Source organism: Micromonospora sp. NPDC007230 (assembly GCF_042869115.1).
GTDB lineage: Bacteria > Actinomycetota > Actinomycetes > Mycobacteriales > Micromonosporaceae > Micromonospora.
The window spans coordinates 264197-277892 of record NZ_JBIAFE010000001.1 but is presented as its reverse complement, the minus strand read 5'-3'; the positions used below and the strand labels follow the sequence as shown (position 1 = coordinate 277892).

General features: G+C 72.3%; 13 protein-coding genes. 10 read left to right on the top strand and 3 right to left on the bottom strand.

Annotation, left to right across the window (positions count from 1 at the left end; all coding sequences use genetic code 11):
* The first annotated feature begins 51 nt into the window (after positions 1–51).
* The 7 genes from ACFYML_RS01390 (at position 52) to ACFYML_RS01360 (ending at position 8775) form a co-directional block, all read left to right on the top strand.
* Positions 52–1302 (top strand): PP2C family protein-serine/threonine phosphatase, encoded by a 1251-nt coding sequence (locus ACFYML_RS01390; RefSeq protein WP_387418721.1) that lies wholly within the window; start codon positions 52–54, stop codon positions 1300–1302.
* Positions 1299–3035, top strand: coding sequence for an ATP-binding protein (locus ACFYML_RS01385; protein ID WP_387418720.1), 1737 nt, complete (start codon positions 1299–1301; stop codon positions 3033–3035). Before ACFYML_RS01390 ends, ACFYML_RS01385 begins: the two co-directional genes overlap by 4 nt.
* On the top strand, positions 3032–3484 hold the full coding sequence (locus ACFYML_RS01380; protein WP_387418719.1) for a response regulator: 453 nt from the start codon (positions 3032–3034) through the stop codon (positions 3482–3484). The genes ACFYML_RS01385 and ACFYML_RS01380 overlap by 4 nt, the downstream gene beginning before the upstream one ends.
* Complete coding sequence (locus tag ACFYML_RS01375) at positions 3477–4286, top strand: inositol monophosphatase family protein (protein ID WP_387418718.1); 810 nt, start codon at positions 3477–3479, stop codon at positions 4284–4286. Before ACFYML_RS01380 ends, ACFYML_RS01375 begins: the two co-directional genes overlap by 8 nt.
* 194 nt (positions 4287–4480) lie before the next feature.
* On the top strand, positions 4481–5521 hold the full coding sequence (locus ACFYML_RS01370) for a coiled-coil domain-containing protein (protein ID WP_387418717.1): 1041 nt from the start codon (positions 4481–4483) through the stop codon (positions 5519–5521).
* Between the two features lie 36 nt (positions 5522–5557).
* On the top strand, positions 5558–7111 hold the full coding sequence (locus tag ACFYML_RS01365) for a fused MFS/spermidine synthase (protein WP_387418716.1): 1554 nt from the start codon (positions 5558–5560) through the stop codon (positions 7109–7111).
* Positions 7112–7182: 71 nt separating this feature from the next.
* Positions 7183–8775: a serine/threonine-protein kinase gene (locus ACFYML_RS01360; RefSeq protein ID WP_387418715.1), complete on the top strand. Its 1593-nt coding sequence runs from the start codon at positions 7183–7185 to the stop codon at positions 8773–8775.
* A gap of 71 nt (positions 8776–8846) precedes the next feature.
* Here the strand turns inward: ACFYML_RS01360 and ACFYML_RS01355 are convergent, their stop codons facing one another.
* Together ACFYML_RS01355 and ACFYML_RS01350 are read right to left on the bottom strand one after the other, a co-directional pair.
* On the bottom strand, positions 8847–9515 hold the full coding sequence (locus ACFYML_RS01355; RefSeq protein ID WP_387418714.1) for a potassium channel family protein: 669 nt from the start codon (positions 9513–9515) through the stop codon (positions 8847–8849).
* Positions 9505–10839: a TrkH family potassium uptake protein gene (locus ACFYML_RS01350; RefSeq protein ID WP_387418713.1), complete on the bottom strand. Its 1335-nt coding sequence runs from the start codon at positions 10837–10839 to the stop codon at positions 9505–9507. Before ACFYML_RS01350 ends, ACFYML_RS01355 begins: the two co-directional genes overlap by 11 nt.
* 106 nt (positions 10840–10945) lie before the next feature.
* On the opposite strand from ACFYML_RS01350, the gene ACFYML_RS01345 reads away from it, so the two are divergent.
* Positions 10946–12061, top strand: a complete 1116-nt coding sequence (locus ACFYML_RS01345; RefSeq protein WP_387418712.1) for a glycerophosphodiester phosphodiesterase — start codon at positions 10946–10948, stop codon at positions 12059–12061.
* Positions 12062–12437: 376 nt separating this feature from the next.
* Here ACFYML_RS01345 and ACFYML_RS01340 read toward each other — a convergent pair whose 3' ends face one another.
* A complete protein-coding gene (locus ACFYML_RS01340) occupies positions 12438–12668 on the bottom strand; it encodes a GntR family transcriptional regulator (RefSeq protein WP_387419007.1) in 231 nt (76 codons plus the stop codon).
* A gap of 287 nt (positions 12669–12955) precedes the next feature.
* Here ACFYML_RS01340 and ACFYML_RS01335 point away from each other — a divergent pair, with 287 nt between their 5' ends.
* Together ACFYML_RS01335 and ACFYML_RS01330 are read left to right on the top strand one after the other, a co-directional pair.
* Entirely contained in the window at positions 12956–13255 is a 300-nt protein-coding gene (locus ACFYML_RS01335) for a DivIVA domain-containing protein (protein ID WP_387418711.1), read from the top strand.
* Positions 13252–13506, top strand: coding sequence for a hypothetical protein (locus ACFYML_RS01330; RefSeq protein ID WP_387274957.1), 255 nt, complete (start codon positions 13252–13254; stop codon positions 13504–13506). Before ACFYML_RS01335 ends, ACFYML_RS01330 begins: the two co-directional genes overlap by 4 nt.
* The last annotated feature ends 190 nt before the right edge of the window (positions 13507–13696 follow it).

Sequence of the window (13696 nt, the reverse complement as noted above, 5' to 3'; positions counted from 1 at the left end):
GGCACTCGGAAGGAGTCCGACATCACCAGCGAACTTCCGCGTCTCGCGGCGGTGACCCGGCCGCACCGGGGGCCCGGCCTGCCCGGGGCCTCCGTCGCGCCCCGGGCCGTGCCGCAGGGTGGTTTCGGGCATCACGCCAACGTGCCGCCCGGCGAGCGGCTGCGGGTGTTGCTGGTCGAGGACGACGAGGGCGACGCGTTCCTGGTCGGCGAGCTGCTCGCCGAGACCAACGCAAACATCGACCTGCTGGTCGCCGCCAGCCTCAGCGAGGCCCGGCAGCGGATGACCGGGGTGGACTGCGTGCTGCTCGACCTCGGCCTCCCCGACGCGCAGGGCCTGGACGGGCTGCGCCGGGTGGTGGAGATGGCCAGCGGAGCGGCGGTCTGCGTGCTCACCGGCCGCTCCGACGAGCACCTGGGGATCGTGGCGGTCGCCGAGGGCGCCCAGGACTATCTGGTCAAGGGCCAGGTGGACGGGGTGCTGCTGGCCCGCGCCCTGCGCTACGCGGTGGAACGCAAGCGGGCCGACGAGAACGCCCGCCGGCTGCGCGAGGTGGAGCTGCGCCAGGCCGAGTCCGCCCGCCTGGAGCGGGGTCTGCTGCCGCAGCCGCTGATGACCACCGACCAGGTGTCGGTGCACACCTTCTACCGTCCCGGCCGGCACGCCGCGCTGATCGGCGGCGACTTCTACGACGTGGTGCAGACCCGGCCGGACCGGATCGACCTGATCGTCGGCGACGTCTGCGGCCACGGCGTGGACGAGGCCGCCCTCGGCGTCGAGCTCCGGGTGGCCTGGCGGGCCCTCGTGCTGGCCGGGGTGCCGGACGACGAGGTGCTGCCCGCCCTGGAGCAGGTGTTGATGAGCGAGCGCCGGCTCCAGGAGATCTTCGCCACGGTGGCGACCACCCGGCTCGACCTGGCGGCCGACCTGGCCACCGTGCGGCTCGCCGGACATCCGCCGCCGCTGCTGCTCAGCGGGGGCAAGGTCGCTCCCGTGCCGGCCCGGGGCGGCCTGCTGCTCGGGGTACGACCGCGCCCGCCCGTGGCCTTCGACCTGGAGTTCGACACCGAAGACTGGTCCCTGCTGATGTACACCGACGGCCTCATCGAGGGCCGGGTGGGCGCCGGCGACGATCGACTCGACGTGCCCGGCCTCACCGACCTGCTCGCCGACCCCGCCAACCAGGCGGTGTCCCTGCCCGAGTTGCCCGGATGGCTGGTCGGCCGGGCCGAGCAGCTCAACGGCGGTCCCCTCGCCGACGACGTCGCCATGCTGCTGGTCACCCGGGGCGATGGCCGGTGACGGCGTACCGGGAGGGCTGGACCCTGCGGCGCCGGGTGGTCGCGCTGCTCGGCGTGGTCCTGCTGTTGCTGCTCGGACTGGCCGCGGCGGAGGCGCTGGTCGCCGAGAAGAACCGGCAGAACATCGACGCCGTCCTGGTCAAGACCGCTCCGCTCCAGTTGCAGAGTCAGGAGCTGATGAGCGCCCTGCTCGACCAGGAGGCAGCTGTCCGCGGATACGCGGTGAACGGCGACCGCAAGGACCTCGCCCCGTACGACTCGGGCCGGAAGCGGGAACGCGACACCGTCGCCTCGATGGAGCGGTTGGCCACCGACTACCCGGACGTGCGGCGCGAGCTGGCGGTGGTCGAGCAGCGGGCGGCGCGGTGGCGGGCGGACGTCGCCGAGCCGGTGATCAGCACGATCGAGCGCAGCGGCCCGGAGGCCGGGCAGGCGCTGGTCACCGACCAGACCCGGCAGCAGTTCGACGGCGTCCGGGCCGCGGTCGACCAGCTCCAGGCCGAGATCGGCCTGGTCCGGCAGCAGACCGCCGAGCGGGTCAGCAGCACCAGCAACTTGCTGGTCGTGCTGCTGATCGCCGCGGCCCTGGTGGTGGCGGTGGCCGGTGCACTGCTGCTGCTCTCGCTCGACCGGATCCTGATCCGGCCACTGGCCGCCCTGGCGGGCCAGGTACGCGAGGTCGCCGCCGGCGACTACCGGCATCACATCGAGGGGTCCGGGCCGCCGGAGTTCCGCCGCCTCGCCGAGGACGTCGACGGCATGCGGCAGAAGATCGCCCGGGAGCTGGACGAGGTACGCGAGGCCCGGGAGCGTATCGAGTGGGTCAACAGCCAGCTCCAGAAGCAGGCCGAGGAGCTGACCCGGTCCAACCGTGACCTGGAGCAGTTCGCGTACGTCGCCTCGCACGACCTGCAGGAGCCGCTGCGCAAGGTGGCCAGCTTCTGCCAGCTCCTCCAGCGGCGCTACGCGGGCCAGCTCGACGAGCGCGCCGACCAGTACATCGCGTTCGCCGTCGACGGCGCGCAGCGGATGCAGCGGCTGATCAACGACCTGCTCGCGTTCTCCCGGATCGGCCGCCTCACCACCGGCTTCACCGAGGTCGACCTGAACAAGGTGATGGGCGACGTGGCCGCCCAGACCGAGGCCGCCCGCCAGTTCGCCGACGCCGAGCTGACCTGGGACGAGCTGCCGGTGATCCGCGGCGAGGAGCCGTTGCTGACCAACCTGCTGGCCAACCTGGTCAGCAACTCGATCAAGTTCCGCCGCCCGGATGCGCCGCCGAAGGTGCACGTGTCGGCCCGGCTGGTCGGCGACGAGTGGGAGATCAACTGCCAGGACAACGGCATCGGGATCGAGCCGGAGTTCGCCGACAAGATCTTCGTCATCTTCCAGCGGCTGCACTCCAAGGACGCGTACCCGGGCACCGGCATCGGCCTGGCCATCGTCAAGAAGATCGCGGAGTACCACGGCGGCCGGGTCTGGGTGGACACCGGCGCCGAGGAGGGCACCGCGATCCGGTTCACCCTGCCCGCGCCGCCGGCCGACGTCGAGGCGGCGCCGGCGACGGACGGGGACGAGCCGGCGGCCGGTGAGGAGTCGACCGGGGACCCGGCGGTGACCGGGGACGGTGCGGAGGCGGCCGTCGGCCGGCAGCCGGACGCGGGACCGGGGGAGACGACCCAGGGCGAGGTTCGGGAGGGTACAACGGGTGGCATGAAGGAGACGGTGGGATGACGGCGCCGGCAGACGGCAGGAGCCCGGTCGAGGTCCTGCTGGTCGAGGACGACCCGGGTGACGTGCTGATGACCCAGGAGGCGTTCGAGGAGCACAAGCTCCGCAACCGCCTCACCGTGGTCTCGGACGGCGCCGAGGCGCTCGCCTACCTGCGCCGCGAGGGCCAGTACGCGGACGCGGTGACCCCCGATCTGATCCTGCTCGACCTCAACCTGCCCCGCCGGGACGGCCGGGAGGTGCTGGCGGAGATCAAGAAGGACGAGCAGCTCTGCCGGATCCCGGTCGTGGTGCTCACCACCTCTCAGGCCGACGAGGACATCCTGCGCAGCTACCAGCTGCATGCCAACGCCTACGTGACCAAGCCGGTGGACTTCGAGCGCTTCATCTCGGTGGTCCGCCAGATCGACGAGTTCTTCGTCACCGTGGTCAAGCTGCCGCCGCGTGGGTGAGCCGCTGCTGGAGGACGTCGGCGACCTGCTGCGGAAGGCCGCGGCCGAGGTCGTGGTGCCGATGTTCCGCCGGCTCGACGACGCCGACATCTCCGAGAAGGCGCCGGGCGAGGTGGTCACCGTCGCCGACCGCCAGGCGGAGGAGCTGATCTCCGCCGGGCTGCGGCGGCTGCGCCCCGGCTCGGTGGTGGTCGGCGAGGAGGCCGTCGCTGAGGACCCGGACCTGCTGCGGCACCTGCGCGGCGCCGACGATGTCTGGGTGGTCGACCCGATCGACGGCACCGCCAACTTCGCCGCCGGCCGGCGCCCGTTCGCCCTGATGGTGGCGCTGCTGACCGACGGCCTGCCGGCGGCGTCCTGGGTGTACGACCCGCTGGCCGGCACGCTGGCGGCCGGCCGGGCCGGCGCGGGCACCCGGCTGGACGGCACGCCGGTCCGGATCAGCCGGTCGGCACCGGAGGTCGGTGCCCTGCGGGGCACCGCCATGACCCGCTTCCTGCCGCCAAAGGCCCGGCGGACCGTGGAGGCGGGCGGCGAGCGGTTGGGTGAGCTGCTGCCCGGGCAGCACTGCGCCGGGCGGGAATACCTCGACATGCTCACCGGCGCGCAGCACTTCGTCCTCTTCTGGCGCACCCTGCCCTGGGACCACGCGCCCGGCACCCTGCTGGTACGCGAGGCCGGCGGGGTGGCCCGCCGCTTCGACGGGACCGACTACCACCCGGCGGACGGCGGCCGGGGCCTGCTGGTCGCGGCCAGCGAGGAGATCTGGGACGAGGTCCGGGTGGCGCTGCTGGGTGGCTGACCCCCGTTCTGTCGCGGTCCGCGACAGGGTCGGCACCATGCGTCGACGATCCGTGTCGCCCGAGGTCGGGGGCCTGGCGTGGCGCGCGCGGTCCGGTATCGTGACCGGCGGCCTCCGCCAGCAGGCCGCCGTCCGTGGCCGGCGGAGCCGCCGCCGCGCAGCGGTCAACCGGCGGCCGACGGAAGGACGCTCTCGTGCCCAGGACCAGGCTCATCCGGCGGCGCGCCCGCCGGGCGTTGCTCGCCCTGCTCGCCGCGGCGGCCCTGCTGCTCGGCGCCGGCCTCGCCCCGGCTGGGCCCGCCGCTGCCGCGCCCAGCCCGAGCGCGCCCGACGAGGGCGGCAGCAAGCAGCTCCGGGCAGCCCTGGAGGCGGCGGCGAAGGGTCACATCGAGGCCCAGGCCCGCCTCGACAACTCCAAGCGCCGGCAGGTCGCGCTGAATGGGCAGCTCAAGCAGATCGAGCTACGCCTGGTCGAGTTGAAGGCGCAGGTGGGTGAGGTGGCCGCGCATTCGTACCGGGTGGGCCGGCTGACCCCGGTGTCGGCGCTGCTGGCCAGCACCGATCCGGACTCGTTCCTGCAGCGCGCCGCCGAGCTGGACGTGATGGCCCAGCGGGACAGCCGGCGGCTGCGGGACCTGCACGAGGCGCAGGCCGAGGCCACCCGGGCCAAGCTGGCCCTCGACGCCGAGGTCCGCGAGCAGCAGAAGCAGCTGGCGATCCTGGCGAAGAAGAAGCGGGACGCCGAGATCGCGCTGGCCAAGGTCAGCTCCGGCGGCAGCCGCGGGTTCAGCGGCGGCTCCGGGTCGGCCAAGCCCGCCCCGCGCAACCCCGACGGCTCGTGGCCGGCAGAGTCCTGCTCGGTGAACGACCCGACGCCGGCCGACGGCTGCATCACCCCACGCACGTTGCACATGCTCCAGCAGGCCAAGGCGGCCGGCTACAAGCGGTACGTCTCCTGCCACCGCAGTGGTGGCGGGGGCGAGCACCCGAAGGGGCGGGCGTGCGACTTCTCCGCCGCCAGCGGCGGCTTCGAGAACGTCTCGGCCACCGGCGGCGACAAGGCGTACGGGGACAGCCTCGCCAGCTACCTCAAGAACAACGCGAGCAAGCTCGGCGTCATGTACGTGATCTGGTACCGGCAGATCTGGATGCCGAACACCGGTTGGCGGTCGTACAGCGGCGGGGGCAGTCCGGCCGCCGACCACACAAACCATGTTCATGTCTCGATGTACTGACCCTGGTTGCCCGGAACGCTGCGTAGCATCGCCACGGTGAGCAGCACATCGTCCGACGTCGAGGCGGAGCCGGCCCCGAGCGCGCCGGTCCCGCCCCGGGCCCTGCCGAACGGGCTCGCCGCGTTCCTCGTCTTCCTCTCCAGCGGGGCCGTGCTGGTCCTGGAGACCGTCTCGCTGCGCCTGGTCGGCCCGTACGTCGGGGTGACCCTCCAGGTGACCAGCTCGGTCATCGGCATGGCGCTGGGCGCCATCGCGTACGGGGCGTGGATGGGCGGGTGGCTGGCCGACCGGCGGGACCCGCGCACCCTGCTCGCTCCGGCGCTGGTGCTGGCGGGCATCGCCACCGCGGTCACCCTCCCCGTCGTCCGCTACGCCGGCGAGGCGCTGCGCGGTGGCGCGGCGAGCGGGGTGCTCCTGCTGACCGCGCTGGCGGTGCTGGTGCCGGCCGCGCTGCTGGCCGGGGTGACCCCGCTGGTGGTCAAGCTCCAGCTCGCCGACCTGCGACGGACCGGGCAGGTGGTCGGCCGGCTCTCCGGCATCGGCACGCTGGGCGGGATCACCGCCACCCTGGTCACCGGCTTCGTGCTGGTGGCGGCGCTGTCCAGCACGGTGATCGTGCTCGGGCTGGCGGCGGTGCTGGGGGCGACCGGGCTGGCGCTCGGGGCGTACCTGCGCCGGCGGGCCGGGACCGGGCTGCCCGCCCCGACCCGGGTCAAGGCCACCCTGGCGGTGCTCGGCCTGGCCGCGGCGGGCCTCTCCGCGGTCGCCCCGAACCCGTGCGACGTGGAGACGGCATACCACTGCGCGAAGGTGGAGACCGACTCGCAGTGGACGCAGGGGCGCACCCTCTACCTCAACTCGGCCGAGCACTCGTACGTGGACCTGGCCGACCCGACCCACCTGAAGTACGCGTACACCCAGTGGATCGGCCTGGTTGCCGACCTGGCCGGGCCGGCCGGGCAGCGGCTCGACGCCCTGCACCTCGGCGGCGGCGGCTTCACCATGCCGCGTTACCTCGCCGCGACCCGGCCGGGCACCGACAACCTGGTCTTCGAGATCGACGGCGGGCTGGTCGACCTGGACCGGCGGGAGCTGGGCGTGCGCACCGGACCGCAATTGCAGGCCCGGGTCGGGGACGCCCGGGTGCTGCTCGGCGCCGAGCGCACCGACAGCCGCGACTTCATCGTGGGCGATGCCTTCGGGCACCTGGTCGTGCCCTGGCACCTGGCCACCCGGGAGATGGCCGCGGAGGTCCGCCGGGTGCTCCGACCCGGCGGGATCTACGTGCAGAACGTCATCGACATGCCGCCGGGCCGGTTCATCCGGGCCGAGCTGGCCACCGTCCGGGCCGAGTTCCGGCACGTCGCGCTGATCGCCCCGCCCTGGGGCATCGAGGGGCGGTCCGGTGCGAACTTCCTCATCGTCGCCTCGGACGGGCCGCTGCCGCTGGCCGGCGCCCTGTCCCGGCTGGGCATGCTGCCCGAGCCGGCCAGCCTGCTGTCCGGGGACGAGCTGACCGGGTACGTCGGCGACGCGCTGGTGCTGACCGACGACTACGCCCCGGTGGACCAGCTCCTGGCGACCGCCTGAACGGGTGACTTTCCTGACCGATTCCGACCCTTCAGGTGTACGGCGGTCCGCTCCGGGCAACAGGACCGACCATGGGTGCAGCGGTGAGGGGCGGCGCGCAGCTGCTGGGTGAGCGGTACCGGCTGGTCGAGCAGCTCGGTGCGGGAGGCATGTCGGTGGTCTGGCGCGGCTACGACGAGGTGCTCGGTCGTCAGGTCGCGGTCAAGGTGCTCGCCTCCCGGCTCGCCAGCGACAAGGCGTTCCGGCACCGGATCCGGATCGAGGCGCAGGCCGCCGCCCGGCTCTGCCACCCCAACATCACCAACGTGTACGACTACGGCGAGTCGGATCAGGCCGGGCTGACCGTGCCGTACGTGGTGATGGAACTGGTCGACGGCGGCTCGCTCAGCGCCCGGCTCGGCCGCGGCGGGCAGCTGCCCTGGCGGGAGGCGGTGACCATCGGCGCGGAGGTGGCGTCGGCGCTGGCCACCGCGCACGCCCGGGGCGTGGTCCACCGGGACGTGACCCCCGGCAACGTCATGCTCACCTCGACCGGGGTGAAGGTCGTCGACTTCGGCATCTCGGCGCTGGCCGGGGAGAGCGAGCAGGGCCCGGACGGCGCCCTGCTCGGCACGCCCGCCTATCTGGCTCCCGAGCGGCTGAACAACGGCCAGGTCTCCCCGGCCACCGATGTGTACGCGGTCGGCCTGCTGCTGTACCGGATGCTCACCGGCCGGCTGCCCTGGCAGGCCAGCACCACCACCCAGATGCTCCGGGCGCACATGTACCACGATCCGGAGCCGATGCCGCCGGTGCTGGGACTCCCCGACGAGGTGGCGCAGCTGGTCCGGCAGTGCCTCGCCAAGCGCTGCGCGGATCGGCCGGCGACCGCCGAGGTGGCCCGTACGCTCGCCGAGGCGGCCGGCGTCGCGGCGATCGTGCCGGTCTCCCCGGCGGTCGGCCAGGTCGATCCGACGCTGGTGGAGAACGCCGGGACCACCATCCTGCCCTGGTCGGCGGAGACCGACGCGCTGCCCTTCTCCGCCGTCCGCACCCGTACCCGGGCCGCCACGCGCAGGCGCAGGGTGGAGGCCGGGGTGGTCGCCGCCGGCCTGGTCGCGGTCACCGCCACCATGTGGGGGATTACCTCGAAGAGCTCGGCCAGCGGCGGCGTCGAGCCGGCCCAGGCCCGGATGGACCTGCCGCAGCCGATCCCCTGCGCGGTCGACTACACGCTGCGGCGGGACTCCGGAAAGGACTTCACCGCGGAGCTGACCCTGACCAACACCGGTAACCGGGAACTGCGCGGCTGGACGATGAGCTTCACCTTCCCGGGCCGGCAGACCGTGACGAGCGCCCAGCCGGCGGTCCACCAGCAGGGGCGGACCGTGCAGCTCCAGGCGCCGGCCACCGACCCGGCGCTGGCGCCGGGCGCGTCCCGGAAGATCTCGCTGACCGGTCGCTACACGGGCGGCAACCTGCTGCCGGTGGAGTTCAAGGTCGGCGACAGCACCTGCGGCGTGCAGGTCTCCGGGGTGGCCGGCTCGGTGCCGACCACCGCCCCGGCCCGCACGACGGCCCCGAAACCGCCCCCGAAAGCGAGTACGGCGAAGAGTAGCGGCAGCCGGACCAATCCCGAGAAGCATGGCAAGGGCAAGGGGGACGGCAAGGGAAAAGGCGACTGACCGAGGGAAAGGGGGACCACGGCGGCAAGGACAAGGACCGGGGCAAGGTCAAGGCCAAGCAGTAGTGATGCTCAGCCGAGCGCGGCGAAGCGCTGCACCTGACTGATGCTGCCCTCCACGACGAGCACGCTGTCCGCTTGCAGCACCGTGTCCGGGCCGGCGTAGCGGAACGGCTCGCCGGGCAGTTTCGCGCCGACCACCATCACCCCGTACCGGTCCGCCGGGGTCAACTCCCGCAGCCGTCGCCCCACCATCGTCCGCGGTACGCGTACCTTGGCGATCGCGAAGTCGTCGCCGAACTCGACGAAGTCCAGCATCTTGCTGACGATCAGGTGCGCGACCCGCTCGCCGGTCTCCGCCTCCGGAAAGATCACGTGATGCGCTCCCACCGAGCTGAGGATCTTCGCGTGCTTCTCGGAGGTGGCCCGGCCCCAGATCTGCGGGATGCCCAGCTCGGCCAGGGCCAGCACGGTCAGCACGCTCGCCTCCACCGAGGCGCCGATGGCGACCACCACCCGCCGGAAGTCCGCCACGCCGATCTGGCGCAGCACGTTCTCCTCGGTGGAGTCCGCCTGCACCACCCGGTCCAGCCGCGCCGACCAGTGCTGTACCCGGTCGGGGTTGCGGTCGATGGCCAGCACGTCGTGATCGAGGTGCGCCAGCGAGCCGGCCAGCCGCGAGCCGAACCGGCCGAGGCCGATCACCACGATGCCGCTGTCGTCCGTCCTCCTAGCCGACAATGGGTTGCTCCTCCGGATAGCGGTACAGGCGTCGCCGGGTGTTCAACGCGATCGCGGACCCGAGGGTGAGCGGGCCGACCCGGCCGATGTACATGAGCGCGGTCAGCAGGTACTGGCCGGGTGCCTTCAGCTCCGCGGCGAGCCCGGTGCTCAGGCCGGTGGTGCTGAACGCGGACGTGACCTCGAAGAGCGCGGTGTAGTAGCGGACGTGCCTGGTCAGCACGATCACCGTGACGGTGCCGGCGACGACCACCGCCACGCTGAGCAGCGCCACGGTCAACGCCTGCCGCTGGCTGACCGTGGCGACCCGCCGGCCGCCCACCGCCACGTCCGGTTCGCCGCGCAGCTCGGCCCAGATGACGAAGGCGAGCAGGAAGAAGGTGGACACCTTGATCCCGCCGGCGGTGCTGGCGCTGCCGCCGCCGATGAACATGAGGACGATCAGCAGCGGGTAGCTCTCCTCGGTGAGCTTGTCGATGTTGATCACGTCGAAGCCGCCGGTGCGGCTCAGCGCGATCTGGGTGAACGCGCCCAGCACCTTCCCCGGGGCGTCGTAGGTGCCGATGGTGGCGGGGTTGGACCACTCGGCGAACAGCAGGGCGCCGAAGCCGAGCACGATCAGGACGATGCTGCCCCAGATCGTCAGCTTGGTGGCGATCGCCCAGCCCCGCGGCCGCCGCCACTCCCGTACCGCCTCGAAGAGCGCCGGGAAGCCCAGCCCGCCGATGATCGCGCCCAGGCCCAGCGGCAGCGCCACCCAGGGGTCGCGGGAGAAGGCGACCAGGCCGTCGGAGTAGAGGGTGAAGCCGCCGTTGTTGAACGCCTGGATCGAGTCGAAGGCGGCGAACCAGAGGGCCCGCCACGGGGGGTAGCCGTAGGTCAGCCAGAGCCGGCCGGTGATCACCGCCGTCATCACCGCCTCGGTGGCGAAGACCGTCGCGACGATCCGCACCAGCAGCCAGCGGACGTCGCCTATGCCGAACTCGGCGGTCTCGGCCTGCACCAGCAGCCGGTTGCGCAGGCCGAGCTGCCGGGAAACCGCGAGGATCACCAGCGCCGCGCCGGTCAGGATGCCCAGGCCGCCGAGCTGGGTGAGCAAGGTGATGATCGCCAGTCCGAAGGGGTTCCAGTAGTTCGGGGTGTCGGTGACGGCCATGCCGGTGACCGAGACGGCCGAGGTGGCGGTGAACAGCGCGGTGACGAACGGGGTGTACCGGTGCTGGCTGGTGGCCCAGGGCAGCATGAGCAGGCCGGTGCCGAACAGGATCGCCGCCAGGAACCCGAACGGCACCAGCCGCACGGGGTTACGGAGCAGACGGCGCACCAGGTCATCTTCCGTCCGGACATTCACCGGCAGGTCAGGAAACGACCAACTGCCGGCCAACCGCGACCGGTCTGCTGTGCGTACCCATCGACGACAGGAGACGGTGTTGCGACGTACCCTTTCCGCCCTCGGCGTGGCCGGCGCGCTGCTCGCGGCGGTCGTGGCGGTGCCGGCCGTGGCCGCCCAGGCCCGGCCCGAGGCCGCCGCCGACCAGTCCCGCACGGCCCACCGCCCCATCGTGATCGCCCACCGCGGCGCGAGCGGCTACCGGCCCGAGCACACCCTGGAGGCCTACCGGCTGGCCATCCGGATGGGCGCCGACTACATCGAGCCCGATCTGGTCTCGACGAAGGACGGCGTGCTGGTCGCCCGGCACGAGAACGAGATCTCCGGTACGACCGACGTGGCCGCCCACCCCGAGTTCGCCGCCCGCAGGGCGACGAAGACCATCGACGGGGTGCAGGTCACCGGCTGGTTCACCGAGGACTTCACCCTCGCCGAGCTGAAGACGCTGCGGGCCAAGGAGCGGCTGCCCCAGGTGCGGGTGGCCAACACGGCGTTCGACGGGAAGTTCGAGGTGCCGACCTTCCAGGAGGTCATCGACCTGGCCCGGGCCGAGTCGAAGGCCCGGGGCCGGACCGTCGGCGTCTACCCGGAGACCAAGCACCCCAGCTACTTCACCTCGATCGGGCTTCCGCTGGAGGAGCCGCTGGTCGCGGTGCTCGAAGCCAACAAGCTGACCAACCGCAACGATCCGGTCTTCATCCAGAGCTTCGAGACGGCCAACCTGCGCAAGCTGGACCGCATGATCGACGTACGGCTGGTCCAGCTGATGGACGCGGCCGGCCGCCCGTACGACTTCACCGTCGCCGGCGACCCGCGCAGCTACGCCGACCTGGCCTCGGCTTCGGGCCTGGCGTGGGTGGCCCGGTATGCCGACGGCGTCGGCCTGCACAAGAACCTGATCGTGCCCCGGGACGGCGCCGGCAAGCTGCTCGCCCCGACCACGGTGATCCGGGACGCGCACCGGGTGAAGCTGCTGGTGCACGCCTGGACGTTCCGCGCGGAGAACCAGTTCCTCCCGGTCGACTACCGGATCGGCACCGACCCGAACGCCCGCGGCGACATCACGTCCGAGTACGAGCTGTTCTTCGGCCTCGGCCTGGACGGCGCCTTCGCCGACCAGCCGGACACCGCCGTGGCGGCCCGAGCCGGCCGGTAGACGGTGTCCGCGCCGGGCGCTCGGGGCCCCGGCGCGGCACTCCGGCGACGTGGGGTGCTCGGCGGTGTCCGGGCACCCCACGTGACGTTCTGGCTCGCCTCCGTGTCGGCGATGTGGCGGTGTCGGGATTGCGCTGACACCGCAACGTCGCGTATTTGGAGTGGATCTAGACGAGGAAGGCCCGGCCGTGCGGGACGTCGGCTGCGGTCCAGAGGACTCCATCGTGCCGCTGCGAACTTGATGACGTGAATGGATCGCCCTGCCTGGGTGGCGGATGTCCTTGTTGGCGCCTTTGGAGCTGATGGCGCAAACGATTCAAGCTCCGCCGGGCATGTCTGAATCCTTTACGACATCAGGTCTGTAGGGAGTGCGGACCCTACTGCCCCGGGCGCTCGGCGACGTAGGTGCCACGGCCCGGTTGGCCGATGATCAGCTCCCGATCGTGCAGCAGCGAGAGGGCCCGCGAGGCGGTGTTCATGTGGACGCCGTAAGCCTCGGCCAGTTCCCGGGTGGACGGCAGCTTGTCGCCCGGCTTCAGCTCGCCGCTCTTGATCTTTGCGGTGAGGTCGTTCGCGATTGTGCGGTATGGCGGTTCGGCTGTGGGCATGGTGAGGACTCCGGTTGGTTCGGCGTCCTCGATCATGCCCGGCCTACACCAGTAACTGCAACAAGCTGTCGTGCCGTCACGGTGAGGGGTCGACCTACACAAGCATCTTGTGTAGCCTCATCCGTGTCCGGCTCCGGTTGGTTCGGCAAACCCTGGGGTTCGGACCAGAAGTGGGCTCCGGGGTCGTACCGCCGACTGGGCTGCGGTCGCGGGGCCGGCGGGTCGGCCCCGTCCCCTGTCCGTGGGCCGGCCCGCCTCCACCGCGCGACCAGGCGAGGAGGGTGGTCATGCGAAACGTGCTGAACCTGTTCCGGCCAGCGAGGAAGCGTCCGAGCCGGCCGCCGAACGGCGGCTGGTACCGCTCCGAAACGTGTCGGCCGCTGACCGTGGGGCAGATCCGCGCGCGGCAGTTCCGCAACGTCCGGCGTGGGCTCGACCCGGCCGAGGTGCACGCGTTTCTGCACCGGGTCGCTGGCGACCTGGCCGCCGCCCGGCGGGAACTGGCCCTGATCCAGGAGGAGAACGTCCGGATCAAGCGGGCGCTCCGGAGCTGGCAGTCCCGCTTCAGCCCGGGAGTGCTCCGGTGAACCGGGAGCGCTTCGTGGTGCACCTGCCGGTGCTGGCGACCGACCTCGACGGCGCGCGGCGGTTCGCCCGATCCATCTGCCGCGCCCTGGGCTTCCTCGCCGACGTGGACCGGGCCGGGGCGACCGTGTCGACGGAGGACGCGCAGTCCGTACGCCACTGGGTCTACTGCGACCGGTTGCTCGACGGCGGCCGGCGCTGCCCGCGCCCGGCCGACCACGACGGCGAGTGCGGGTCGGGCGTGCCCGGATAGGGGGCGGGCGGCCGCTCTCGGGTACGGCTCCGCGATGGCGGGGTGCGACACACCGGCCGGCGCATCGATGGCGGCGGCGGCCATCCGGAGTCGACGGGGTTACGTGAGGATGTCGGGGGTTGTTACGCGGGGCCATCCCACCCCGATCACTTGTGTGTTTCGACCACATAGCTCGTGGGTGACGTCACTT